The 25,385-nt window shown below is 43.3% G+C and carries 33 protein-coding genes, 1 tRNA gene and 1 other annotated feature (1 of these 35 cut by a window edge); of the genes, 2 read left to right on the forward strand and 32 right to left on the reverse strand.

The window, feature by feature from the left end; translation table 11 throughout:
* Position 1 precedes the first annotated feature (1 nt).
* From AC58QC_RS13545 to AC58QC_RS13685, 29 genes are all read right to left on the reverse strand, one after another.
* Positions 2-757 (reverse strand): demethylmenaquinone methyltransferase, encoded by a 756-nt coding sequence (locus AC58QC_RS13545; RefSeq protein ID WP_497415671.1) that lies wholly within the window; start codon positions 755-757, stop codon positions 2-4.
* 13 nt (positions 758-770) lie between these two features.
* Positions 771-1,640, reverse strand: a complete 870-nt coding sequence (locus tag AC58QC_RS13550; RefSeq protein WP_497415672.1) for a heptaprenyl diphosphate synthase component 1 — start codon at positions 1,638-1,640, stop codon at positions 771-773.
* A gap of 99 nt (positions 1,641-1,739) precedes the next feature.
* Positions 1,740-2,273 carry a hypothetical protein gene (locus AC58QC_RS13555; protein WP_497415673.1) on the reverse strand — a complete coding sequence of 178 codons (534 nt, stop codon included), beginning with the start codon at positions 2,271-2,273 and terminating at the stop codon, positions 1,740-1,742.
* A gap of 122 nt (positions 2,274-2,395) precedes the next feature.
* Positions 2,396-2,662, reverse strand: a complete 267-nt coding sequence (mtrB, locus tag AC58QC_RS13560) for a trp RNA-binding attenuation protein MtrB (protein WP_497415674.1) — start codon at positions 2,660-2,662, stop codon at positions 2,396-2,398.
* 76 nt (positions 2,663-2,738) lie between these two features.
* Entirely contained in the window at positions 2,739-3,665 is a 927-nt protein-coding gene (locus tag AC58QC_RS13565; protein WP_497415675.1) for a phosphatase PAP2 family protein, read from the reverse strand.
* Between the two features lie 98 nt (positions 3,666-3,763).
* A tRNA-Pro gene (locus tag AC58QC_RS13570) sits at positions 3,764-3,837 on the reverse strand.
* Positions 3,838-4,003: 166 nt separating this feature from the next.
* Complete coding sequence (locus AC58QC_RS13575; RefSeq protein WP_056614405.1) at positions 4,004-4,276, reverse strand: HU family DNA-binding protein; 273 nt, start codon at positions 4,274-4,276, stop codon at positions 4,004-4,006.
* Between the two features lie 247 nt (positions 4,277-4,523).
* The gene (gene spoIVA / locus AC58QC_RS13580) at positions 4,524-6,002 is read right to left on the reverse strand and encodes a stage IV sporulation protein A (RefSeq protein ID WP_028554281.1); all 1,479 of its coding nucleotides are present in this window, start codon (positions 6,000-6,002) and stop codon (positions 4,524-4,526) included.
* A 244-nt stretch (positions 6,003-6,246) separates the two neighbouring features.
* On the reverse strand, positions 6,247-6,990 hold the full coding sequence (locus AC58QC_RS13585; protein ID WP_497415864.1) for a YphF family lipoprotein: 744 nt from the start codon (positions 6,988-6,990) through the stop codon (positions 6,247-6,249).
* A gap of 27 nt (positions 6,991-7,017) precedes the next feature.
* Positions 7,018-7,365, reverse strand: coding sequence for a 2Fe-2S iron-sulfur cluster-binding protein (locus tag AC58QC_RS13590; protein WP_497415676.1), 348 nt, complete (start codon positions 7,363-7,365; stop codon positions 7,018-7,020).
* 32 nt (positions 7,366-7,397) lie between these two features.
* A complete protein-coding gene (locus tag AC58QC_RS13595) occupies positions 7,398-7,988 on the reverse strand; it encodes a nucleotidyltransferase domain-containing protein (RefSeq protein WP_497415677.1) in 591 nt (196 codons plus the stop codon).
* A 25-nt stretch (positions 7,989-8,013) separates the two neighbouring features.
* Positions 8,014-8,307, reverse strand: a complete 294-nt coding sequence (locus tag AC58QC_RS13600) for a 2Fe-2S iron-sulfur cluster-binding protein (protein WP_497415678.1) — start codon at positions 8,305-8,307, stop codon at positions 8,014-8,016.
* A 21-nt stretch (positions 8,308-8,328) separates the two neighbouring features.
* Positions 8,329-8,508, reverse strand: a complete 180-nt coding sequence (locus AC58QC_RS13605; protein WP_497415679.1) for a DUF2768 family protein — start codon at positions 8,506-8,508, stop codon at positions 8,329-8,331.
* Positions 8,509-8,613: 105 nt separating this feature from the next.
* Entirely contained in the window at positions 8,614-8,895 is a 282-nt protein-coding gene (locus tag AC58QC_RS13610; RefSeq protein WP_497415680.1) for a stage VI sporulation protein F, read from the reverse strand.
* Positions 8,896-8,991: 96 nt separating this feature from the next.
* Positions 8,992-10,017 (reverse strand): NAD(P)H-dependent glycerol-3-phosphate dehydrogenase, encoded by a 1,026-nt coding sequence (locus AC58QC_RS13615; RefSeq protein ID WP_497415681.1) that lies wholly within the window; start codon positions 10,015-10,017, stop codon positions 8,992-8,994.
* Between the two features lie 41 nt (positions 10,018-10,058).
* Entirely contained in the window at positions 10,059-10,661 is a 603-nt protein-coding gene (gene plsY, locus AC58QC_RS13620) for a glycerol-3-phosphate 1-O-acyltransferase PlsY (RefSeq protein WP_497415682.1), read from the reverse strand.
* A gap of 13 nt (positions 10,662-10,674) precedes the next feature.
* Positions 10,675-12,000: a ribosome biogenesis GTPase Der gene (der, locus tag AC58QC_RS13625; RefSeq protein ID WP_497415683.1), complete on the reverse strand. Its 1,326-nt coding sequence runs from the start codon at positions 11,998-12,000 to the stop codon at positions 10,675-10,677.
* A gap of 133 nt (positions 12,001-12,133) precedes the next feature.
* A complete protein-coding gene (locus AC58QC_RS13630; protein WP_497415684.1) occupies positions 12,134-12,760 on the reverse strand; it encodes a YphA family membrane protein in 627 nt (208 codons plus the stop codon).
* Positions 12,761-12,887: 127 nt separating this feature from the next.
* Complete coding sequence (gene fni / locus AC58QC_RS13635) at positions 12,888-13,946, reverse strand: type 2 isopentenyl-diphosphate Delta-isomerase (RefSeq protein ID WP_497415685.1); 1,059 nt, start codon at positions 13,944-13,946, stop codon at positions 12,888-12,890.
* A 29-nt stretch (positions 13,947-13,975) separates the two neighbouring features.
* Positions 13,976-15,289: a 30S ribosomal protein S1 gene (rpsA, locus tag AC58QC_RS13640; protein ID WP_497415686.1), complete on the reverse strand. Its 1,314-nt coding sequence runs from the start codon at positions 15,287-15,289 to the stop codon at positions 13,976-13,978.
* A gap of 150 nt (positions 15,290-15,439) precedes the next feature.
* On the reverse strand, positions 15,440-16,021 hold the full coding sequence (locus AC58QC_RS13645; RefSeq protein ID WP_497415687.1) for a lysophospholipid acyltransferase family protein: 582 nt from the start codon (positions 16,019-16,021) through the stop codon (positions 15,440-15,442).
* 2 nt (positions 16,022-16,023) lie between these two features.
* On the reverse strand, positions 16,024-16,707 hold the full coding sequence (gene cmk, locus AC58QC_RS13650; protein ID WP_497415688.1) for a (d)CMP kinase: 684 nt from the start codon (positions 16,705-16,707) through the stop codon (positions 16,024-16,026).
* 139 nt (positions 16,708-16,846) lie between these two features.
* A complete protein-coding gene (locus AC58QC_RS13655) occupies positions 16,847-17,071 on the reverse strand; it encodes a hypothetical protein (protein ID WP_497415689.1) in 225 nt (74 codons plus the stop codon).
* A 66-nt stretch (positions 17,072-17,137) separates the two neighbouring features.
* Positions 17,138-17,800, reverse strand: a complete 663-nt coding sequence (locus tag AC58QC_RS13660; RefSeq protein ID WP_497415690.1) for a flagellar brake protein — start codon at positions 17,798-17,800, stop codon at positions 17,138-17,140.
* 94 nt (positions 17,801-17,894) lie between these two features.
* Entirely contained in the window at positions 17,895-19,265 is a 1,371-nt protein-coding gene (gene ypeB, locus AC58QC_RS13665; protein WP_497415691.1) for a germination protein YpeB, read from the reverse strand.
* Between the two features lie 165 nt (positions 19,266-19,430).
* Positions 19,431-19,589, reverse strand: coding sequence for a hypothetical protein (locus AC58QC_RS13670; protein ID WP_164483569.1), 159 nt, complete (start codon positions 19,587-19,589; stop codon positions 19,431-19,433).
* 69 nt (positions 19,590-19,658) lie between these two features.
* Positions 19,659-20,429 (reverse strand): glutamic-type intramembrane protease PrsW, encoded by a 771-nt coding sequence (prsW, locus tag AC58QC_RS13675; RefSeq protein WP_497415692.1) that lies wholly within the window; start codon positions 20,427-20,429, stop codon positions 19,659-19,661.
* Positions 20,430-20,536: 107 nt separating this feature from the next.
* Complete coding sequence (locus AC58QC_RS13680) at positions 20,537-21,142, reverse strand: genetic competence negative regulator (protein WP_057312084.1); 606 nt, start codon at positions 21,140-21,142, stop codon at positions 20,537-20,539.
* Positions 21,143-21,391: 249 nt separating this feature from the next.
* On the reverse strand, positions 21,392-21,703 hold the full coding sequence (locus AC58QC_RS13685) for a hypothetical protein (protein ID WP_497415693.1): 312 nt from the start codon (positions 21,701-21,703) through the stop codon (positions 21,392-21,394).
* Positions 21,704-21,878: 175 nt separating this feature from the next.
* On the opposite strand from AC58QC_RS13685, the gene AC58QC_RS13690 reads away from it, so the two are divergent.
* Positions 21,879-22,730: a polysaccharide deacetylase family protein gene (locus AC58QC_RS13690; RefSeq protein ID WP_497415694.1), complete on the forward strand. Its 852-nt coding sequence runs from the start codon at positions 21,879-21,881 to the stop codon at positions 22,728-22,730.
* Positions 22,731-22,792: 62 nt separating this feature from the next.
* Here the strand turns inward: AC58QC_RS13690 and AC58QC_RS13695 are convergent, their stop codons facing one another.
* A complete protein-coding gene (locus AC58QC_RS13695; RefSeq protein WP_497415695.1) occupies positions 22,793-22,999 on the reverse strand; it encodes a hypothetical protein in 207 nt (68 codons plus the stop codon).
* Positions 22,996-23,604 (reverse strand): CPBP family intramembrane glutamic endopeptidase, encoded by a 609-nt coding sequence (locus AC58QC_RS13700; RefSeq protein ID WP_497415696.1) that lies wholly within the window; start codon positions 23,602-23,604, stop codon positions 22,996-22,998. The genes AC58QC_RS13695 and AC58QC_RS13700 overlap by 4 nt, the downstream gene beginning before the upstream one ends.
* Before the next feature lie 92 nt (positions 23,605-23,696).
* Here AC58QC_RS13700 and AC58QC_RS13705 point away from each other — a divergent pair, with 92 nt between their 5' ends.
* Positions 23,697-24,620 (forward strand): hypothetical protein, encoded by a 924-nt coding sequence (locus tag AC58QC_RS13705; RefSeq protein WP_497415697.1) that lies wholly within the window; start codon positions 23,697-23,699, stop codon positions 24,618-24,620.
* 54 nt (positions 24,621-24,674) lie between these two features.
* On the opposite strand, the gene AC58QC_RS13710 is transcribed toward AC58QC_RS13705, so the two are convergent.
* Positions 24,675-24,998: a rhodanese-like domain-containing protein gene (locus AC58QC_RS13710; protein WP_497415698.1), complete on the reverse strand. Its 324-nt coding sequence runs from the start codon at positions 24,996-24,998 to the stop codon at positions 24,675-24,677.
* Between the two features lie 240 nt (positions 24,999-25,238).
* Positions 25,239-25,385: a binding site (T-box leader), on the forward strand (it continues 86 nt past the right edge of the window).

Genomic DNA, 25,385 nt, shown 5'->3' on the forward strand with positions numbered 1-25,385 from the left:
GTTACACTCCTGAATTCGTTTTACCTTTAGTCCCTACATGCAACGCCGCCACCCCGCCAAAGAGTGGGTGGGCTTGTACGTGTTCTAAGCCATTTTTAGAGAATATAGCTGCAAGCTGCTTATGATCTGGAAACGTAATTAATGATTCCGGTAACCACTTGTATTGCTCATATTTCTTAACGATTAACTTCCCAAGGAACGGCATGATATGACGGAAATACACATAGTATATGGACTTAAACGGCTGCCATGTTGGTTTAGATAGCTCTAAAGACACAACTAGTCCTCCGGGCTTAACGACACGTTGCATTTCTCGGATGACCTGCTCGAGATCCGGAACATTACGCAGGGCAAAACCGATTGTGGCAAAGTCAAAAGAATTGTCGTCAAACGGAAGACTCATCGCATTTCCTTGTATAAGCTCGATCTGCTGATCTAAGCGCAATTGTTTTACTTTCTCCGCACCGAAGTCCAGCATATTCTGGCTGAAATCCAGTCCGACCATTTTACCAGTACCACTTGCTTGAGCGAGGCTAATCGTCCAATCACAAGTACCACAGCACAAGTCAATAGCCGTATCTCCTGGCTTCACATTCATCTTCTTCATAGCAAATTTGCGCCATGCTTTATGCCGATTAAAACTAATGATATTGTTCATCAAGTCATATTTTGGTGCGATACTTTCAAAAACACCATGTACAAACTCTTCTTTGCTCTTCATTTTTTTGCTTTCACCATCTGTTTTGCTTACACTCATTGCCCAGGTCCCCTTAAATTTCTTCTAACACTTTGGGCTGCACCCCAGTAAATCTTAAGAAGGGCTCTCCCATGTGAAAGAGTTCACTTTGTAGCTGATCCGACTCAAGCTCTTTAATGCGATCCTGCAATTGCTTCGTCTGATCGTTAAGCAACTGATACAGTTGCGAAGAGATGTTGTATTTATGTAAAAGCGTACGAAACTTCATTGTATCCGGCTCTTCGGCTTGTAACTGCTTCCGCTCGTCTCTCGTGCCATTCTGGTTAATATGCCAATATCCCCAGCTGCCTTTGAAATTTGCCATAGTTTCCATGCGGAAGATTTCATCGAATAGAAGTTCACATCTCACGTAGCCTCTCAAAATATCAGGCCATGCTTGTTTGTTGGCCTCCGACATGACCTCTGAAAAAGACAAAAACAGCTGAGATTTGATTTCCACCGTGTGGTGAATGTAATCTTCTGCCGTCAGTTTCAGCTGTTTCATTTTCATATAGCTGCTCATTTTTAATCGATTTACTTCACAGATCGCATTCGAGAGCTGCTTAATCATATCGATCTGTCCCATTTTAGCTAGGAGATGATAAAATCTAGCACTAAAATAGTCCCCTGCAAGCACTTTTAGCTGTCTTGACCTTGAAGCCTTTTTCTCCTTGACCTCATTGGACACTGTCACAAGATCATGGGTATCGAGCCCTAACTGCACAAGCGCTGTAGCTAAAGTAAATAATTCACTTAATGAACTCAGTTTGTTATTATCTCCATTCAAGAATGCAAACAACAGACGTGTGCGCAACTCTGGAAAATCGGGCAAGTCTGTGTGAATTTGGATCATATCATACTCCGTGTATTGCTTAGCGATCTCAGGGATCCGATAAGAATTCATGCAAAAGCCTCCGTAACCGTATGCCAAATCTCTATTTCTGAAGTTCAAAGTCTCAATCCAAATTATTATATCATAACCCGTTAATAGAAGCACAATTAATTATAGTGGATATTTTTGCTGCCATTTGGAGGTATAGGTAATTCGAAAGCGGTTCTGTAATTCCTGTTCCAATTGAATCAAACTAAGGTCCCCTGACTTCTTCTCCATATCCTTGCCAAATTCACGCTGAGCTACCATAGCGAGGACCATTTGGGTTGAAGTTGGTTCAACTCCACCTGAATAATCAATAATGCGTACCCAAACTTGTTCTACATTTTTTGTTTTAACGAGCATTGTCTGTGCAATGGTATACAGATCACGATATACAACAATGGAATCCGCATTTTTAGGCAAACTCAAATCGAGTGACAATCGAGAAGCACTTAGCTCCACTTTCCGAATACGCAGCTGAAGTGGAACTTGTACAAGGAGATCGGCCAAATTATTTTCCGTAAGCTGGCCGCCGCGATTATTGGACCACGTGTACGCGGAACCTAAGCCTGATGAAAGATCCATCTTCGGCAGCATGGATAGACTGATCGCAACAACCACGGAAATACCTAGCGTGATCACGATGCGCATTGACCATTTCATATTCAACACCTCCTAAGCATATGCAGGAGCCAAATAACCGACAGGTTATCCAATGTAACAAGTCCTATACACCATTGTACATAGAAAAAAAGCAGGCTATGCCTGCTTTTGTCAATTATCTATTATTCTTCTGTATCGATCGTGCCAAACTTGGTCATAATCAAAGCTTTGCCTCTAACCTTAACTGCGGAAGTATGCTCTGTAAACTGAGCAATCATGACTTCACCCTTGTCCAACTTCTCTGTATGATGAAAACGTGTATCTTGTCCACGTGTCAATCCAATCACATGAACGCCATTGTCTTTTGCTTTAATCACGAAATACTCGTTACCGTTCGAGTTCGATTGATTTGATTGATTTGACTGATTCGATTTATTCGATTGTTCCATATCCATCCTCCGCTCTTCCCTAACCTTCATTCCTACATCTAATGATGCCAAAAAAAGTAACCGGAAGTCAACTGTGCTAGATGGATAATTCAGCAGAAGCTGATTTAGAGCGTTTCCGGTAAAATTGTTTGAATTTCGCTGGCAAAGCATGTGTGGAGCCTAAGAGGATGAGCAGATCCGTCAATTTAACCGTTCCATAGGCAAATAGCATACCCGCGAAAACATCGATCACCCAATGAATTTGCAAATACATGGTTGAGAAAATAATCGCCGAGCAATACGTGACCATCATGTATTTGAATATGCGATCCTTTTCACGCAACGCAAGGAGAAGCATCGCAAACGAAATGGAAGTGTGCATACTAGGGAAACAATTCATTACTGCCACGAGTAAGGAATTCTCATCCGCAAAGGTACGATGTAATAAGTCGGGTTGCTGATTTACATACCAAACCTCATGAAGCAGGATGAGGTTATAAAAAGGCAAAATGAGCGGAAATTGCAACATATGCCCGGATAGCGCATATGATAACATTTTTTTGACGCTGCGTGTCCAGAAGCTTCTAACAATACAAATCCATAGCGATAGTACGAAACCATAGTTGTAGACCCACACCATGGCTCTATCCAGAAAAGGTGTTGCAATCCATCTAGCCCATCCTCCCGTGTTCAACGGGATGGCGTTCATATAGCTGTCCCAGCGCCATGGGTGGCGATTATTTTCAAACATCCAGTTTGCAATTTTCCACCAAAATCCGTTGCCTGTCCCATAAAAATAATAAAAAATACCCAAAAGTGGAATTCCAATTAAAAAAAAGCGTTTCCAATCTACGTCAATCTGATCCTTCCGAACACCTAATAAGCAGATAAGCAACAATATCCAACATTCTTTACTCCAGTTACCAACCGTACCAATCCGCCAGATCAAGTAAATCGAAGCAATGATACCAAACATCGTCCAATCTTGTGACTTCACTAGCTCGTTCAGCTTTAACTTCTTCAACCCTGTACCCCCTATGTTTTCCATGAACTACTATCACGTATTGAAAAGACTTTCTTTTCAAAAGAAAAAGACATCGAACGCCGATGTCTTCATCTTAATCGGAGTAACACGATTTGAACGTGCGACCTCACCCACCCCAAGGGTGCGCGCTACCGAGCTGCGCCATACCCCGCCATACTCCGTTTACAGCCAAGAAGAACGCTTTCACTTTTGTAATTATAGTAGGAGAATTTCAAATTGTAAAGCCATTTTAAGGCAAAACAAATAAAGCCGTTACCCGCAATTCGCGGCCACGGCTTTATAATTATGTAACGTTCAATCCTATGTATAAATACAAATTATTGAATGCCATCTTTAAGCGCTTTACCAGGTTTGAAAGCTGGAATTTTGCTTGCTGGGATATCAATTTCTCCACCAGTCTGTGGATTACGTCCTTTACGAGCAGAACGTTCACGAACTTCGAAGTTACCAAATCCAACCAATTGCACTTTGTCTCCACCTTGCAATGCTTCAGAAATTGCATCAAAAACAGCATCTACTGCTTTCGTTGCGTCTTTCTTGGAAAGCTCAGAGGTTTCCGCAACCTTGTTGATCAATTCAGATTTATTCATGCCATTCACCTCCCCCCAAGATTTCTCACTTCCGTTACTTCCTGTTTTCACCGTTTTCCCAGAAATTATACATAAACTACTGAAAAATCGTTGATTCTCTAAGCAAAATGAACTTTGAAAGCAGACGAATAAATTCATAGTAATACACTCGGTGAGCAATTTCAAGTATCTATTTCCATTTTATGTGGGACTTTCCGCTAGAAAACGACAAAAAACACTCTTTCGAGTGTTTTTTGTCCACATTTTCCTACAAAATAATGGCGATCAAGCCACCTGAACCTTCATTGATAATACGTCCAAGTGTTTCCTGGAGTTTATACCGCGCATTGTCTGGCATTTGGGCAAGTTTACCTTGAATGCCTTCACGGACAATGGAGTGTAAAGATCTTCCGAAAATATCGGACTCCCATATCTTCAACGGGTTATCTTCGAAATCCTGCATCAGATAGCGGACAAGCTCTTCACTTTGCTTCTCTGTGCCGATGATCGGTGAGAACTCGGATTCGACATCTACACGGATCATATGGATGGAAGGCGCTGTAGCTCTTAAACGAACACCGAATCTGGAGCCTTGACGGATTAACTCAGGCTCATCTAACGCCATCTCCGCTAACGTAGGAGGCGCTATCCCATAACCGGTTGTTTTGACCATTTCAAGCGCTTCAGCGAATTGATCATATTCCCGTTTCGCATGCGTGAAATCCTGCATGAGTTGGAGGAGATGATCTTTTCCTCGAATCTCTACGCCTACGACTTCAACTAGAATCCGGTCATAAAGCTCATCTGGAGCAAACAAGTCAATTTCTGCTACGCCTTGCCCCATACTCAGCCCTGCTAAGGCAGCCCTGTCAATAAACTCATATTCTGCAAATTGACTTACAACACGATCCACATCACGTAAGCGTCTGATATCCTGTACCGTATCGCGAACGGATGCTTCGAACTGTGTACGCAGCCAATGATTCTCATCCAGCACCATAACCCAGCTAGGCAAGTTCACATTTACTTCATGAACTGGGAACTCATACAGGACTTCACGAAGCACGGAGACCATTTCTTCTTCTCCTGCGCTAGCTACACTCATTGTGACGACTGGAACATCGTAGCGGCTTTGCAGCTCGCTTCGCAGCTCAAGTGCTGGCTCACTGTTAGGCTTCTGAGAGTTAATGATTACAATGAACGGTTTCCCGACCTCTTTGAGTTCATTAATTACTCTTTCCTCAGCTAACACATACGAAGACCTAGGGATATCCGAAATCGTGCCATCTGTTGTAACAACGACACCTAATGTGGAATGCTCCTGAATGACTTTCCGTGTTCCGATCTCAGCCGCTTCCTGGAAAGGAATTGGCTCATCGAACCATGGCGTATTGATCATCCGAGGTCCGTTCTCGTCTTCATAGCCTTTGGCGCCATCGACTGCATATCCAACACAATCAACAAGGCGAACGTTAACGTTCAGCCCCTCGGCCACAGAAATTTGAACCGCCGTATTCGGTACGAATTTCGGCTCCGTTGTCATAATCGTGCGGCCAGCAGCGCTCTGCGGGAGTTCATCGGTAGCCCGGATCCTATCCGCTTCGCTTTGAATGTTCGGAAGCACTACAGATTCCACAAAACGCTTAATAAAGGTTGATTTCCCTGTCCGGACTGCGCCGACAACCCCCAGGTAAATGTCCCCTCCCGTTCGTTCTGCAATGTCCTTAAAGATATCCACTTTCTCCAAGAGAATCCCTCCTACAGTTTGGTCGTCAACTGACGCTAGTGACGGTAACAATTGACTACTCGTACATTCATTTGGACTAGTAAAAATATATGTACTTTCGATAGAAATATGATAGATGCGTTCCAACTTTTTTTCGCTCATATTTTATGAAGCACATACGGCTTTCGAAAGAATATATGATGAGTCGGTTGCGCTTATTCTATAAAGATAAAAAAACCTCTTACAGGGATGTAAGAGGTTTGCTTTACGGCTGAATTTGAGGCAAAGGTTGATTATCTTTCCACGTATATGAAACGCTGCGAATCGGTACGAAATATGATTTATCTACGAGAATCTGACGTAAATCTTGATTTGGCTTTATCGAGCTTACTAACGCGTTGTTCTGAATAAACGTGTTAATATCCATCGCATAATCAATAGAGACTTCTCCCGTTTGCTTATTCAGGATATACGTAATGGCATTTTTACGATTATAGACAGATTTAATATCGGGTTCTTTCATCCCAAGTACCTTGAAGTCAACATAAGCAAATGCGTCATTCAGCGAAATCCCCTGAGGCATATTCCCTCCATGCTTCGCAATATAATCATTCACTTTCTTCTGTACATCTTCTACGCTTTGATGGGCGGATAGGTCCATCAGCTTAACCACTGGCTTCGTTTCTACGTCTACAAGTACGTAGATGAACACACCGCCGCTCTCGAAAGCATTTGCGGGCACAGTGCTCAGCAGGTTCGATTTTTTGAGTTTAGGAAAATCGATCACATACTTCTCATAGAGAGGCGTCGTCATATCACTATTTTTGATGGGAAGCACGCCTGTTTTATCATGGAAGGTATCTACAGCCTGTTGAACGACGGTAATAAATTCAGCAGGATTAATTTGATTTTCTTTTCTTAGTTCTTGCGGGTACGCACAGCCTGTAAGCAAAATAACCAAGATAAGCACCAGAAGCAAGCTTCTACCTTGGGATCCTCTTCGTTTCATTATCACAATTCAACCATCCTATCTCGTCTATATTGAACCATCGTCCTCAGCTTGTCTGGCAAGTTGAGCACGAATTGCTGCCTTTAACGGATCTTCGGGAATGTTTACCTGCACGGCACCGGTTACTCGCGCTTGACAAGCAAGACGAATCCCTTCGTCTACTAGAGAACCCAATTTCAAGCGTTCATTCGTATTCATTGGCGCAAGACCACTTTGATCATTAACCTTTACTTTACACATTAAACAGGCTGCCTTCGCACCACAACGTGTACGGATATGAACCTTGGCTTTATTCCCTGCATCCAATAAGGTTGTGCCCGCTCTTACTTTGATTCTTCTATCGTCTGGCCAAAAATGCACTTCAAAAACACTCATCATTGTCACCTTCTTATTGGACCTTTGTCTGTTTATCGGCGCCAATCTAGCAATTCCTTCATCTTCACTTGAAATTCATGACCCCAGTCATTCCGGTTCATCAAATCCGTTAAAGCGGGCATATGGCTGTCAGGCTTCTCTTCCATCGTTCTAAGAATTGGTTCATAACGATCAGGGCGGTTGCGAAGAACATTAAAGAGAAATTCATGGGCTAGCGGCATCAGCGGAACCTCATGCTCATCAACGGCAGCAGGACAATAATAGTTTTCTCTTAGGTACTCAACCTCGACCTGATACAAGGAACCCAATGCCTTTACTTTAAAATCGCCAACAACCTCAATGACGTGACCGTCTATTCGATAATGACTCAACATCGAAGCATATATAGGCGTTTCGCTAAATTCAGGCGTATCGATCGCGTAACGCTTTAGCAAGCTATGTACCGCATGAACATCCTTCAGATCTATATAAATATCCAAATCTCTTGGACTTCTTCCTATATCAACGTTGTGTAACAGTAGACCGCAGCTTCCGCCAATCAGCCATTGCACATTATGAGCTTGCTGTAATCGTGTATGAATAGTCGAAATCGACGGGAGTAGTGGCTCCAGCAGTTTCATCATGCCCACACCTTTCAGGCAGTAAATTTTAAAAATAAGGCTTATGCGTAACTGAGATCGTACCCGCTTGCTTCACTACGCACTGACAGGCGAGTCGATAGCCCTGTTCAAGCTCTTCAGGCTCCAAACGATCTTCTTCCGCTTCTGATGCGTCAGAAAGCAGCTCGCGGCCTTCAGCTACATAGCAGCGACACCTTGCGCAGGTCCCTCGCGTGCAAGAAAATCCCCAATCCACATCTGCTTTCAAAGCATGATCCAAAATAGTTAATCCCGTTTCCGGCGTAACTTGTAGCTGTGTCTTACGTGTTTTCAATTCTAACATAATGATTTCCCCTCCGATCGGTTAAAACAAAGAAGATAGCATGAAAAGTAAAATTGGGATAAACATTAAAAAAGCGATAATAGATAGCACACCTCGCCATAAACCGTTCGTTCTTGTTCGTGCATATGAGATTAAAAATGATGCAGCAACCATCAGTCCCATGGCTACAAATGAGGCCCACATTTTGTCTAAAGGTGACATTCGTATAAACTCCTTATGTAATAATCAGTGAAAATGAAACACATGTAAGTATAGCACAGAACAAGAAAAAAAGCATAAAGGGGAGGCGTCTCCCCTTCATGCCACTTATTTCTTACCCATCATCATGCTCATTAATTCTTGCATGTTATTGGTGTCAAGTTTACTGCTTTTAACGGCTTGAACGATATCATTAATGGTTTCTTCCGATACCTTAACGTTCACTAAACCTGAAACTTGCTTAATGAGAGCCCTTAATTGTGCTTCATTCTGCATCGTAGAAGGTTTCACACCGCTTGCAATTTTTTCGATATCTTTAGATGTAACGGATTTGCCCGTCTTCTTCTTGACCACACTCAATACGTCTTTCGAAATATCTTTATTCGCCAATTGTGACGCCTCCTATACCCTAAGCTGATAAGAACTGCTGATAGGATATAGTATGAATGCGGAGAAGATCTGGTGTAGGCTATCTCCAACCTTTTGTTATCGTGTCATCGGTAATTCTTCCATTTCGTGCGTGCGAACCCGTCCCATCAAGTCACGTACTGCAAGCTGAGGTGATTTACCTTCGAAAAGAACGTTATGTAACTCATTCGTTATCGGCATGGTGACATCGTATTGTCGCGAAAGGTCATAGGCTGCTTTCGTCGTTTTCACGCCTTCTACAACCATCCCCATCTCTTTTAGCACCTCATCCAAAGGAATACCTTTAGCTAATTGATAGCCTGCCCGAAAATTCCGGCTATGTTGACTCGTACAGGTTGCAATCAAATCACCGATTCCAGCTAGCCCAGCAAAGGTAAGTGGGTTGGCCCCCATTGCAGTACCTAGTCGTGTAATTTCTGCTAACCCTCTTGTCACAAGTGCCGCTTTCGCATTATCTCCAAAATTCAAGCCATCTGTGAGACCTGCACCTAGACCGATGATATTCTTCAGTGCACCACCCACCTCAACACCTATTACATCCGGATTCGTATAGACACGGAAATAGCTTGTGATGAGCAAATCCTGAGCTGCCTCAGCAGCTTTCAAGTCTTGAGCGGCAACGACGACCGTTGTCGGCATTTTGCAAATGACTTCTTCCGCGTGACTTGGTCCTGAAAGGACGACAAATCGCTTCGGATCCAGCTCCGGCAGTTCATCTGCCAGTACCTCTGTCATACGCTTCAGCGTTCCTGTCTCAAAGCCTTTGGTTGCATGTATGACAAGTGCATCCTTCTTCAAAAAGGGACGTATACGTGAAGCAACCTCACGCATGCCCGAAGATGGAACAACCATAATTATGGCATCCGCATCTTGCACAGCATCCTGCAAGGAATTCGTAGCTATGATCGAAGGAGAAAGCGAGATATCTTTGAGAAACCGACTATTCGTGTGCTTTTCATTGATTTCCACCACTTGTTCTTCGTTACGAGACCATAGAAGTACTTCTTTCCCATTATCCGCCAATACTGAGGCGAGTGCCGTCCCCCAACTTCCAGCTACAAGGACCGATACTTTTTGTGTCACGGTTTCCCCTCCTATGCGTAGATGTTCTTAGAACACGTTCGTTAGGCTCTTTTCTGGCCCAGCTTGTTTTCTTTCCCCTGAATAAGCTTCACAATGTTCGTCCGATGACGTAAAAAAGCAAAAGCACATAGTAAGATACTTATCCACAAAACTGGTAATGGCCGGTCCATCCCCCAAATAAGAAAAGGTAAGAGTGCTGTAAGAATAAGGGAGCCTAGCGATACAAATCGTGTGACAGCAATGATGACTATGGCTGTTAATCCAGCAATCAACGTAGGAAGAAAGCAAAGTGTAGCCATGACCCCAATGGTAGTCGCAATTCCTTTACCACCCCGAAAGCCAAAATAGACAGGCCAGTTATGCCCTACAATCGCAGCTAAACCACACAAAACGCGGATCCAGATGTCATCCGGTCCAGGGGCAGCCCAAACCCCTAGTAAGACCGCAGCGACACCTTTGAAGCCATCCAGCAGCAGGACGAGGATCGCAGGTCCCTTCCCCAGTACGCGGAGCGTATTCGTTGCCCCAGCGTTCCCACTGCCGTGCTTGCGGATATCAATTCCCTTAATCCATTTTCCGAATAAATAACTAAAGCTTATGGATCCTAGTAAATAGCCCAATACAATTGTTATTATCGAAAGCAATGTGCAACATCTCCTATTCTTTGTCCGAAGTTTTCCTACGGCTCAAGATGCGAATGGGCGTTCCCTCAAAGCCAAAGGCAGCACGGATTTTATTATCCAAATATCGTTCATATGAGAAATGCATGAGCTCAGGCTCATTCACGAAGAGAACGAAGACTGGCGGCTTAACTGCCACTTGTGTCACATAGTTAATCCGCAGACGCTTCCCTTTATCCGTTGGTGGCGGATTATAGGCAACAGCATCAGAAACAACGTCATTGAGAAGATGTGTTTGAACACGCAGAGCATGATTCTCCGCTACTTGAACGATGACAGGCAGCAATTTATGAAGACGCTGAGTCGTTTTAGCGGATACGAACACAATTGGTGCGTAACTCAAGAACAAGAAATGATCACGGATCGTGGTCGTGAAATGCTGCATCGTTTTATCATCTTTCTCAACGATGTCCCATTTATTTACGACAATCACAATCGCTTTTCCTGCTTCGTGCGCATAACCTGCAATGTGTTTGTCTTGATCTATAATGCCTTCTTGTCCATCAATAACGACCAATACTACATCTGCTCGCTCAATGGCTTTCATGGCACGCATCACACTATATTTCTCTGTATTCTCGTAAACTTTACCACGCTTACGCATACCTGCTGTGTCGATGATAACGAACTTCTGTCCATCACGTTCAAAAGGAGTATCGATCGCATCGCGCGTTGTTCCTGCAATGTCGCTCACGATAACCCGCTCTTCGCCAAGAATCGCGTTCGTCATCGACGATTTCCCTACGTTCGGGCGGCCAATCAATGCAAACTTCACAACTTCCTCGCCGTATTCATCATCTGATTTATCCGGGAATAAATTACACACAACCTCAAGTAGATCACCAATCCCAATCCCGTGCGAGCCGGAAATCCCAACTGGATCACCGAAACCAAGAGAATAGAACTCATAAATATCATCTTGACGCGCCAAATTGTCGACTTTGTTCACGGCAAGAACAACAGGCTTCTTGGAACGGAACAATAACTGTGCGACTTCTTCATCCGACGGAGTTACTCCCGCCTTCGCGTCGACCATGAACACGATGACATCCGCTTCTTCGATCGCTAGCTCAGCTTGTACACGAACTGATTTCAGGATCGCATCTTCGCCATCAATTTCAATACCACCAGTATCAATCACGCTGAATGAAGTATTCAGCCATTCACCTACACCATATAAACGATCCCGAGTGACTCCTGGTTTATCTTCTACAATCGCCATGCGATCGCCTACGATTCGATTAAAAATGGTGGACTTGCCGACATTCGGACGGCCTACAATTGCAAGTACGGGTCTAGCCAATTTACATCACTCCTTCGAATTCCATGATTAGACATGGAAAATTACGCAACTTACATCATAACAAAAAAGAGACGCCTTGGCTAATCTCTTTTGAGACTTCGCCAAAATAGCGCTTAGAATTATGAGGTTTTCGTTATTTCCATCTGCTCCCTCTACGGCCGATCCAATTTCTTATGACGTTTCGACAGCCGCTATAAGCAGCCTGGACCATGATCGTTATTGTTCTCGCAGTGAAGATAGAAAGCCACCATTGATCTTGAAAAGTCGCCATGCCAAGCTGATGAAAGCCATCCACTTCATGGATTCCAGCTTGGTACATATCTCCAATCAGATAGCCAATCGAAAGCGCGGCAATCTGCTCCCAAGCGTTGCGCTGCACAACAACGGCAACAATGGCAAGCAACAATGCGGTCTGCCATTCTGAGTTTCGAATGATTAATATGGGATCCATCTCGAGAAGTTGTTGAAATAGAAAATGGAGTGAACCGATCAGAAGACCAATAGATAGCAGATGAAGCTTATGTATGAAGCCTTGTGTGACATAAAGAATGCTGAAGGAAATCGTAAGTACAACGACATAAACAAGCTGAATATGTACATTTTGTATGGTTATGGTAATTCGCGTTCCTATAAGCCATGAGACAAAAAAAAGAAGCATGCCCTTATGCGATATACTTCTGATGTACAGCTCCTTCCAACCGCTGGCGAGCAAAATCAACGTGATGCAAAGGAGAATTAGCGAGAGATAACCGGCATTCATAATCAAACCACCTAGCCTGCGTAGCATTCAACGACAACCTACCGACATCGAAATGCTTACGGATCTTCAGATTCCCCCTCATGAAGTAAGGGAGAACTGCCTGATCCTTAGTATGGCAATATTTTGATTATTTACTCGGATTGCTTCGCCCTGCATATGAAGTTAAGTCAATGCCTCGTGTACGACACCATTCAGCGGTGTCCCCAACGATTACTACTGGGCATTGTGTCAAAGCTTGAATGGAATTGGCGCCAAGCGCCGTCATAATTAAGATAAGTCCTTGGTGAAGTTCATCGGCATAAGCATGAAGGGCTTCTACACCGTCTGTACGCAATACTTTAAGAAATGCACCCGCCATGCCAACTGCTGAGGCACCTAAGGTAAGAGCTTTAGCTGCTTCCAATGCATTCGTGATCCCGCCTGATGCAATGACAGTTCCCCAAGGATAGACGGAAAGCACCTCTAACAAAGTCATACTTGTCGGTGTTCCCCAATCATTTAGCCAAGCTAAAGCAGCCGGTCTTCTTGCATTCTCAATCGCCGCAAAATTCGTTCCGCCAGAGCCACCCACATCGAGAATTTGGACACCAATGTCCCGTAATTGCTTCGCGTTATCACGTGAAATGCCAAAACCTACCTCTTTCACGATAACCGGAACAGAAACGTTACGAACAATACTCTCTATTCGTCCGAGCATACCTACGAAGCTGCGATCACCTTCTGGCATGATCAACTCTTGCATGACATTCAAATGAATTTGAAGCGCATTCGCTTCAATCATATCTATGGCTCGCAGCGCTTGTTCTGTTGTGGCCTCACTGCCCAAATTAGCGAAGATCATTCCGTTTGGATTCTCGCGCCGCACTATTTGATAGCTGGCTGCCACTTCGCTATTCTTAATAGCTGACATTTGGGAGCCTACAGCCATAGGCATGCCTTTCTCCCTGGCGAGTATGGCCAACTCGCGATTAATGCTCTCTGTCTCCTGAGCGCCGCCGGTCATTGCATTAATTAAAATCGGCGAACTCATAATGAGATCGCCGATTGTTGTTGTTAAAGCAATATGATCCGTCGATGTCTCAGGAAGACAGTTATGCACAAGCTTGATATCCGACAGCCCTTGCTGACGGGTTTGACCAAGCTCCAGCGCGTAATGTACATGCTCCATTTTGCGTGAGATGCGCATTTCTGTACCCTCCTAGAAATTGGATCTATTTATTTTTTGAATTTCGCTAGTTTATCTCCAAAACGCTCACCAAGTGTCATGGACAAGCCTTGATTGCTTAGAGATACGTTTTCGTTACCAGCGATTTCTTTTTGGTGACTAGCACTGTTACCGCGGTCACGATCGCCGCGTGGTTGTCTTTCTCTATCTGGTTTACCAACTGATGACGGAGCCGCAGCACCAGCTGGCGCTTCAGGAGCATCTTCTGTGTCTTTAATGCTCAAGCTTACGCGTTTCTCAGCCAAGTTGATTTCCAAGATTTTCACTTGTACTTCTTGACCTTCTTTCAATACTTCATGTGGCGTACCGATATGACGGTGTGCAATTTGAGAAATATGCACTAGACCTTCTACACCTGGAGCCACTTCAACGAATGCACCAAAAGCTGCAAGACGTTTAACTGTACCCGTTACGATATCACCAGCTTTGAAATCACGCTCCACATTGGACCAAGGGCCGTCTTGTGTTGCTTTGATGCTCAAGCTGATTTTGTCATTGGACGGATCAAGTTTAAGAATTTGAACCTTAACTTTGTCGCCTTCTTTAACAACATCAGATGCTTGTTCAACATGCTGCCAAGCAAGCTCAGAAATATGAACAAGTCCATCAATACCACCGATATCAACAAATGCACCGAATTGTGTCAAGCGTTGAACAGTACCATCTAGTACTTGACCAACTTGAAGACCTTCGATGATTTTCTTTTTGTTAGTTTCGAACTCTTCATCCAAAATATCTTTTTGGGAAAGGATGACTTTGTTTTTCTCGCGATCGATTTCTTTCACACGTAGGCGCAATGTGCGGCCTTTGTATGCGGAGAAATCCTCAACGAATTGACGCTCAACCATGGATGCTGGAACGAAACCACGCACACCAATATCCACTACAAGTCCGCCTTTAACAACTTCTGCAACTGAAGCTTCGATAATTTCTTTGCTTTCCAGTTGTCCTTGCAGCGTTTCCCAAGCTTTCTCATTGTCAACGACACGTTTGGACAATACCAACGTTTCTTTCGCATCGTTAATGGAAACGATCTTCAATTCAACTTCTTGACCAAGCTCAACTGCTTGCGCAGCATCGTTCAAGCTTACGGATGATAGCTCACGAACAGGGATGACACCATCGTATTTGTAACCGATATCCACGAAAGCTTGATCAGCGTCTACTTTAACGATTTTGCCTTTAACTGTAGCGCCTTTCTTCAGCACAGCAACATTGTTAAGCGCATGCTCTGCTTCTGCTTGTGAAACGGCTGTTTCTTGAGCTTCCTGTGATTGATCTTCAACTTTTACTTCATCTGACATGAGATTAGCCTCCTCTATTTACAACCAACAAAAATAATTTATAAGTCACAAAGCAGCAGACTAGCTCCTACTCTGTTTCAAACACAACAATAAGGTCAAATCACTTTAAGGATAGTATAATTCCAAGCTTTCGATTCCATACATTTCTCATTAGCCTTTACTAGTAACTGTATGTAGTCTGCGAATTTCCTTCATGATTGCTTCTGTCGCCTGCTCCAGATCTTCCGAGCTAGCACCAGCATAAGCACTCATATCAAGTGGTGCCCCATATACGATCGTCATACGGCGGAAAAGTGAATAGGTACCCACGATGGCTACCGGAACAACTGCTGCACCCGATTTCAATGCAAGACTAGCTGCGCCCTTCTTACCCATCCCACCTGCATTACTTCTAGATCCTTCTGGAAAAACCCCAAGCATATTGCCATCACGAAGCAGTTGTACAGCAAGTCGGATCGACTCTCTGCTCACGCCTCCTCGTTTAACAGGAAATGCGCCTACTTTTGAAATGATAGACCCTAATACAGGTATATCAAACAGCTCAGCCTTGGCCATGAAATGAACCTTCCGCCGCAGAGGTGTTCCTAAGAATGGGGGGTCCAAAAAGCTAGTATGATTACCACACAGAACAACTGGGCCCTGTGTTGGAACATTCTCCATCCCTATAGCACGCATACGGAAAAATACAGTGAAAATAAATCGAAATAAGGCTCTTCCGATGCGATATAGCATCTTTATTTGCCACCTCCGACTTTGTCCTTGCAAAGTCCAAGGATTTCGTCCACAACTTCTTCAATCGTCATTGACGTACTGTCCATTAACACAGCATCGTGTGCCCGACGCAGCGGCGAAATTTCCCTCGCCTCATCGAATTGATCACGACGTGCAATATCCTGCTCCAGCTCAGCAAGAGTCAGTGTGTTCGTACCACTGTTTTGTAACTCCTTGAATCGGCGCTCAGCACGTTCCTTCACACTCGCAGTTAAGAAAACCTTAATTTCAGCATCTGGCATGACATGCGTTCCAATGTCACGGCCGTCCATGACTACGCCTTTGGAAACGGTCATTTGCTTCTGTAGTGCAACTAACAAATGACGCACAGCACCGTAACTGGCAATTTGCGAAACATGCGTCGTAACGTCCGTTGAACGAATCGCTTTCGTCACATCCACACCATCTACGATTACTTGTTGTCCTTCATCTCCAGGAATGAGCTCAATCTGCATGCGATTGGCTAACGCAGCCACTTCTGTTTCTTGCTCAGGTAGCAGCCCTTCTTGCTGTACTTTCCACGTTACTGCTCGATACATGGCTCCTGTATCCACATAAATAAAACCAAGAGCACCGGCAACAAGCCGTGCAATGGTGCTTTTACCGGCTCCAGCAGGACCATCTATGGCAATATTGAACTTATCCAAGCTGCTGTTCCTCCTAACAATACTTCACAATACCTTACGTAAAAAAAAGCAGGCACTTGCCTGCTAATTACTAGAAATTATAGCACACTACATGGCCATATGCAAAACTTGGGTTCCACCGCACATTGCTTTCATGCGCCTATGAGCGTTCTCTTGGGGCACGATCTGGCACGATATACGGCTGTCCTTCTAGGGGTTCTACACGGGTGAAATGCTTACGTATGTATGCATTTTGAAGCAGAGCTTGTACACAAACCAGCAGAATTACAACGACAAGCACAGCTCTAATTATGATCTTCTCTACTTTGGCAGAAAACCGTATAAATAACTGTTCATAGGGTTCACGCTCTTGCTCCTTCGACATGAGATCACGCTCCTGCTAGCATCCAATATGCATAGCAGTATTCCCGTTGCATCCCACTCTCAATCCTTAGCGTTTCCGAAAATCCATTTGTCTTTCAAAACAAAAACGAATCAGCTTTTGCCTCTCTCTGTCGGCAATCTCCGCGAATCTGATCATGACGAGTTGCTTGCCTGTCTCTGTAGCTTTCACGCGGACAACTTCCCCTGTAAATGGGATGTGTTCGATTGTTCCATTCTTGAAAGGTGCAAGCACCCAACACGAAATAATGGCATTTAAACCAATAGGGATATGACCATCGCAAACAAACGAAATGCCGCCACCGCCGACATCATCGGTTAACCCAATGAATTGGATCTGGTCGTTCAGTTTCACTGCAATTTCTAATTCGGCCAAAACCCGCAGGAAATTTCTTCGTTGAATTTGCGTAATCGCACTTAAATCAGGTATTCGCAACTCAATTAAACGAATTACATCCTCCGTGAAACCAACAACTTCCGTTGTGAAATAGTGCTTCACGCCGCCTTGACCTAAGAAATGAGCGCTAATTTCGTCTCCCTGGTACAACTTCTTCAGACGTCCCGACTTCTCATTAAGCGGGATTTCGATGATGATTGCGCTTTCTGTTACATCAGCAATTCTCGACTTATATTCGATTTTGGACTCTTCTTCGTCAATACTATTCATTTGCATATGTAAAATCTGGTTGACCTTAGGAAGCAATTCCCGCACCTCCGCGAAGTAATATATTACAATTATACCATGCCATCACCATTTAGATAGAAAAAAAAAAGAAGCAGGATCCTATCCCGCTTCTAACTTGACTCTATGATGCTCCTTTGGCAGCTTCCACTTGATCCTGCCGAATGGTCTCAATTTTCTCTTCCATACCCACATCCGCATTCACATAAATGCGATAAATGTTGTTATTCAGCGTGCCGACAAATTCATGGCAAAGCACTTCTTCATCCAGATCATTCTTGATAATCGCTAGCGATTCACCGGTTACCTTCATTTTAGAATTCAAATGCTTACGCGCTTCTTCTACAGTAATTTTCGGTTGTCCGATCTCACGCTTCTTTTGTGAATAAATATAATTAGTAGCCTGAAGCCCCGTCACTTCAAGGGTATCCAAGGCAACTTTAACTGTAACTTGTTCTGGGTAAATGGTGACATCCTTTTCTTTCTTAGCAAACTGAATGGTCGCCGTATTTTGATACTGATCATAACTAATCGCGCTTAATTCCTTATATTCGTGCTGATCCAAAAATTCATTCGCAATATCTCTTGCTTGACGAAGATTAAACTTAGCCGAAGGAACATCACGCGACTTCATGAAATAAATGAGATGGCCGCCCTTTTTGGTAAAATCCATTTGCGTATCCGTTTTCGATGCATCACCGCTCGGTATGATAACACTATAGCTTTGAAATTCAGGGGCACTTCCGCCGTTTTCGACGACTTTAATACCGTTAGAATCTTGAATTCCAAGGAATTCTACGGCTTTCTTTTTGATTTGATCAGCCGTCATATCATTGCCCGTTAGCATTTTGACATCATTCTTGGAGAACACATTTAAGCTGCCTGTCCCCCAATTCAACTCGTCATATCCACCTACTTGCTTATCCACAATCTTAAAGCCATCAATAATCGCATTGTCGTGCATTTCGTTCTCAGATGCTAGAGCAGTCTCCACATCCATCCATCTTAAATTATTTGCAATTACTTTATCTTGCACACCGCGAATCTCTTTCGTAATATCAGCAGAATGTGCGTAAAGTGTGTTCAATGTCTTCATTTCAGCTTCCGTTAAGGGCTGCTTCGTCATATCACGAACGGACATCCGGTAAGAGAAATTAGCCATATTTGCTAAGAAATCCTCTGTTTTGTTAAAAGGCAGCAGCATCAATGGCAATTGGGTGATGTCACTTTGCGCTTGACTCGTTAATCGCCAAACATTAACCAAGCCTTTCCGATAAGATGGCTCCGAAGATTCATTCACAGCCAGTGTATTTCCTAACTCTGTATGTAGCTTATCCATGTGAAAGGACAGATCATGAAACGCGCGTTGGTACTGATTCTCCGCTTTAATTAGAATCGTGTTCTTCTCTTGGTGCTCTAGATACCCCCACACAGAAGCCCCGATTAATGCCAGCAATAGAAAAGGAAACATGACAATACTTAATCTTTTATACACAGAACTGCTCCTTTCATACCCAATCTTGCGCTTAGTTTTTACGCGTAGAGGCAGGTTTATACAGGAGTGACATAAAATAAACGCCCACACCATCCTCATGGACGGGGGCGTTTATCTAGACTTTATATATACAAAAAGAAGCCTATTCGGAAGAAAGGCCTCTTGCTAGCTTTCAGTCTCTATTTCAAAATCATGCTCATTGCTGCATATGCATTGACGAAATCCTGTTTCAATTTTGTCTTTTTCCTTTTTGCCTCGCAATACGAACTTCTCACCACATAATCGACATCGGATCTTCACTTTCACGCGCGTCGTTAATGACATGTAAACCCTCCCGGTCGTTCCCCATCCATGCAATGGAGTTCACCATTTATACAGTCATTATGACCCAATTCAACCCATTTTAATCTTCTCATCCACGGTCACAACCCGTAATGGAGAGTGCGCATTCGCACGATCAACACGCCAAATTGAACGAAGCCAGAGAAAGGTCATAAGCGGGATCATGATCCAAATCCATCCTGTTTTGAAAATGAGCAAAATATAATCAAAGGCACCGTGCCATACTATCGGCAGCAGCAGCGATATCCATAGATATCTCTTTTGCTTATGTGGGACGAATTTGGCTTTACCCATATAATACCCCATCATGACACCAAATAAGGCGTGTCCCGATACGGGTAGAAGCGCTCGAAGCATCAAAGCATAGAATGAAGAAGCATGCAGGAAGGCATAAATGATATTCTCCAAGGTTGCGAAACCGAGACTTACTGCCACCGCATATACAATCCCGTCGTAAGGCTCATCAAAGGCTTCATGCCGGAATATCAGGTGATACAGAATCAGCCATTTCAGAAACTCCTCGACCCCTCCAGAGAGAAAGAAGGAAGTCATAATTGTACCGTTGCCGAACTCTTGGATGAGAGCATTCTGCAGAACCATCGTTGGATACACGAGTAATACACCGAATAGAAACATCCGTATCACTAAATGGATAGGTTCCGTTTCATACCGATCTTTTAGATAAAAGTAAGCGAGCAATGAGAGACCTGGGGCTATGGCTGCCAATAAAATAGGCACGATATGCATGTTCCAGCTCCCCTCTTTTTTTGAAATCATGCCTCTATTATAGTCGTTCTCTCCAGACATATCTACTTGTAACACTAGATACCCCTAAAGCGTATTATTGGAAAACAAAACAAGCATCCTCAAAAACGGTTGTTTTTGGAGATGCTTGTTTCATTCTACGGCAGAAGGACGTGAGTCCCTGTTTATTTGAAATGGCGGCAGAGCACCTTAACGGCGTCATCTGCAATAATCGTTTTCCCGTATTCCTCAAGAACGGCTAGCGTGACAGATGAGGCTTCACCGAATTCAGACAAGACAGCGATTAATGCTTGATACTTGGTTTCTTCAAGGTCAACAGGTTCTAGCTGTAAAATATATTTCCCTTTATACGAATAAAGGGTACCACCTTCCATAAGAAGGGGATTAATTACTTTGGATACACGCAGCAGATCTTCAAAATCACGGAAAGCATAGGAGATCAAATCGCTTTGTTCAAGCGTAACTTCCATTTCGTACACTTCTTCAGCTTCGTGATCGTCATATGCATCAGAACTTGCATACAAATCAAGCTTTCCTCTGGTCACTATTACAACCATACCTTGCGCTGGGAGTGCGAATACCTCAACAGCAAGCGGACCGGACGGGTCAAATCCGAGCTCCGAATAAGCTTGATCCATCATTTCACTAAACAACTCGTGCACTTTCGGAATTTCTCTCCACATGTCGTCTTTTTGAATTCCACGTTCAGTTAAGTCATCGAATGTTAGGAAAATCCGTATCTTATCCTGACTTAAGCGTTCTATTTTCATGATAGGATCCTCCTTTGAGCTCTCCAATTGGGAAAGCTTGCATCGAAAGCATGGTCACCTTATTTCAATCAGAATATGTTAGAAAAATAAAAAGGTGAACCACTAATCAATAAATGGACATGCATCCATCTATTGTTTTCACCTATCATGTTAACACTAATTCAAACCAATTGCACGCGATAGTTATGTATAAAAAGAAAAAGCACAGCCGGCCCCGTGGGTATGCCAGACTGCGCTCAGCGCTTATGTTTATTGAATTGTCGCGGTGCTCACCTTATTATCTTGCAGGATTTCATTCACGGTTGCCTTCAAATGTGGATCCTCTTTAACAATTTTCTCTACTTGATTTAGCCCATTTGTACTCGTCGATGAGAAACTTTTGGCCACTGATTCACCAAATGATTTGCTGCCAAAGGTATCTTTCGCCTTGTCCATCACATTCCCCATCGACTCACTTGATGAACTGAACGCCGAGAAGAGCAGTGATTTACTTTTACGATTAAGATAAATAACAGCAGCCGCTCCAGCAATCCCACCGAGCATAAATGTACCTAATTTCATTGGATCTCCCTCCATGATGAGTAGTTTGAATCCTTTCTAGGTTGTGCGAGTTTAGAAGTGGACATACGCAAATACATTAGGAAAACATAGGAGAATTGACATCTGCGAAATGTGATCACAATTGTGGTACTATAAGTGTTGACTATCACGTAAGGATCTGAGGAGAAGACGAATCATGAAAAAGAAAGCAAGCACATTGTTCTTAACAGTCATGCTTATAATGACGGCCTGCAGTGCAAATCAAACCGAAACAAGTCCAGCTGCGACTTCGAGCTTAGCGCCAACAGCGCAAGTGACAGCAAGCCCGAGTCCCTCACCAACCCCTACCGCGACTCCTTCACCGTCACCATCACCAACACCGACGGCACCTGTTCAGGAAGTAGTTCAGAAGACCTATCACATGAACAAAAACTATGATATCGTGCCGAACGATCCCAATGGCAATAAAAAAGTCGTACTATTAACCTTTGATGATGGACCGAAAGAGCAAGCGATGAATCAATCTCTCCTTGATATTTTGAACAAACATAAGGCCAAAGCGATTTTCTTTATGAACGGCTATCGCATTAAGCAGAAGCCCGAGCTCGTTAAGCTTGTCCACGACAGCGGTAATATCATTGGTAACCATGCCTGGGATCATGACAATCTGAAAGACATGACCAATGAAAAGATCGATAAACAAGTCGATGATGTCCAGCAAATCGTGAAGGAAATAACGGGGCAGGCTCCACAATTTTTCCGTCCTCCTTTTGGTTCGGGCAATGATTATTTGAAAACAAAAGTGAAAAACAACAAAATGCTCTATATGACATGGTCAAATGGCTCTTTAGACTGGGATATGACGAACAAAAATAACGATTCCAATAAAGTCATCGAGAATGTGATGCAGCAACTTCATAATGGCAGTAACATTCTCATGCATGAGCTTCCTTGGACGGTAAGCGCCCTAGATACGTTACTAAGTAAGTTAGAGGAAAAAGGATATACTTTTGTAGATCCGAACGCCATTGAGCTTGAAATGAGATAAAAATATAAGAGCCATACGGCTGCCACGTATTTCGTGGAATCGTATGGCTCATTTTATTTGACTCACAACGACGAGTACTTAATCCCCCAAACAGTTAAACTCACCACCAACGCGATAAATAACCAAAGCAGCGTCATATAAAAAAGATTCGTCCATTTACCTTGCTCTGAAGGATGTACGGCTCTTCGCGGCGGTAAATAGGTATCATCCTCCTGCTTCTCCTCCATACCCGGATTCGACCTCGAAGCTACTCTTTCTCCTAGACTCATGAACCTTGATCTTCCTCCTTGCCAAACCGTAGAATGCAACCCATCACCATATCAATCATAAAGTGAGCAATTATAGGTGTCCATAGGCTTCCCGTATGAAGGTAAATCCAACCTAAGCCATAGCTTATACAAAAAACCATCCCTGTCATGAGCCAATGCTGTAAATAGCGAACATGAATCGCAGCAAACAGAATACTAGTCCAGTATGGCCCCCAAGCATGTTGAATCGCGCCGCGGAATAGGACCTCTTCACACACAGACACGATAAATGAAATAAGTGCAATATGCCAAAGGGCTCTATTTCCAAAAATCATTTGATTAATGCCGCCGTCGTCAGAGACTTCTTTGGGTACCCACCGAGAAATAAGCAAGTCTACACCAAGCACCACTGTGGCAAATAAACAACCCCAAATGAGAACTCTAGGGCCTCCTTGAAACGATAACGCGGAAAGAATCTTTGAATTGCTCTGAAAAATCAAGATGATAATTCCGATAATAAGCGTAAGCAGTTGTGTAATGTAAAGATTCAGTAATAAAGTCTTGTCATTCAGATCATTGATGTCGACTTTCCCTATGCGAAGGTTCTTAAAATCGAATTTTTTCAAAGGAAGCAACCCTCATTTCCTTATATTATTCCTTTTTAATGCTGTATGACCTATACTAAAACAAATATAAGAGACAACAAGGAGCTAGATTTATGGAGAAGCGTCTTACCCGCACTGATTATTTATTTGCCCTCATGTTTATATTTATGCTGGTCTGTATCCTTGGCGCTTTTTTCTATGGGCTGCGATTAGGACAAGCGAAATCAGATTTAAAATACGATAAAATACTACACGCAGATCAAGCGTCATCAGTCCCTGAAATAGGAGCCTATGACCAACAAGTTTTAGTCTCATATTACCATACCATCTTTTTACCCTTTAGGGAATTTCAGAATAAATGGTTTGAATTATTGAGTCAAATTGAGATGGACAACGCCGCCGTGGATGCTTCCGCAGTTCTGAAAGAGCTCAGTAAAATCGCAACTGATAAATACAACACACTTCAATCTAAAAACATGCCTGCTTCTTCACCACTATTGGTACAATCACACCAGAGCTATCTCAAAAGCTTGAAGCTGTTCGCTGATGCGTTAGGTAATTACCAGTCTAAAGCTAACGCACAGAGCCATTCGCAGCTGCTAGACGCCATCCAGAAGGATGCGTACTTCCTGGAAGCCAAAACACAAGCCTTAACCGCTCAGAAAAATTACTTTGACTCTATTCTTGTTTGGAATGGCACCATGGATCCGGATATCGAATATTTCGATTCGAACAACAATGCCAATCTAGATCAATGGCGCGCCATGAATTTCAACGTGAAGAATGTCTATATCACAGCAAAGTTACTGAAAAACAAAGCATTTTCGCCTTTTTATCCGCAGGATTTAACGATTAGGATTGATGAATTCATCGCTTCAGGACAAGCGAAGAAGTTAAACGTGAACGATGTAAATCAAACGATGGAATTATTGTTAAGTACAAAAGCTGTTCGCCAAGGCGACTTTGTCAAAGGTAAATCGAAATGGTATGCCAATGAAACGCTGCCGCAATTGCCATTTTTCTCGGATGTAAATTGAAAAAAGAGCTGATGATTGGGTCATGAAAAATGATCCAATCATCAGCTTTTTCTATTAGTCGTACTGGAAGCCGCGGAACATGGCAATTGCCGCCATTCCCCCGTCTACATTAATGACGCGATCGAAGCCATTCTCTTTCAAGTATTCCGCTACACGTAGACTGCGCATCCCATGTGCACAAACGATATAAATATTCTCATCTTCCGGAAGCTCACCCATGCGAAGCGGAATTTGCTGCATAGGAATTAATTTCGCTTCCTCCATATGATAGTAATCCCATTCATATGGTTCTCTTACATCAATGATGACACTATTTCCTAGTGTTTTCTCATCTACAGCTTGTAGAAAAATTTGCGGATAAATGCGGTCGATTTCCATTTTGATACACACTCCCAATTACCTTAGTTAAAAGATCATACATTCACTGTACCATACCTGAAAATGGGCCTCAAATATAAGCAAAATATCATTGCATTCTGAACATTCTTGCTATAAAATAGACAAAAAGCTTCTAAATGGTTGTCAATCCGAACATTCTATGAAGTTCTAGTGAAAATCGTTCGACATGTATTGACACGATTTCGAACGCATGGTAATCTAGTAAAAATTCTATATCACAGTACAGCGTTGACGGAGCCAAGCAAATAAAGTAGCTTTCAGAGAACCGATGGTTGGTGAGAATCGGTAGCGAACAAATTGCGGAGCACTCCAGAGTTATTGCATTGAACGTAAGTAGATGCAATCGGGTTAGGAACACGTTACAGT

Source organism: Paenibacillus sp. J22P51 (assembly GCF_059692215.1).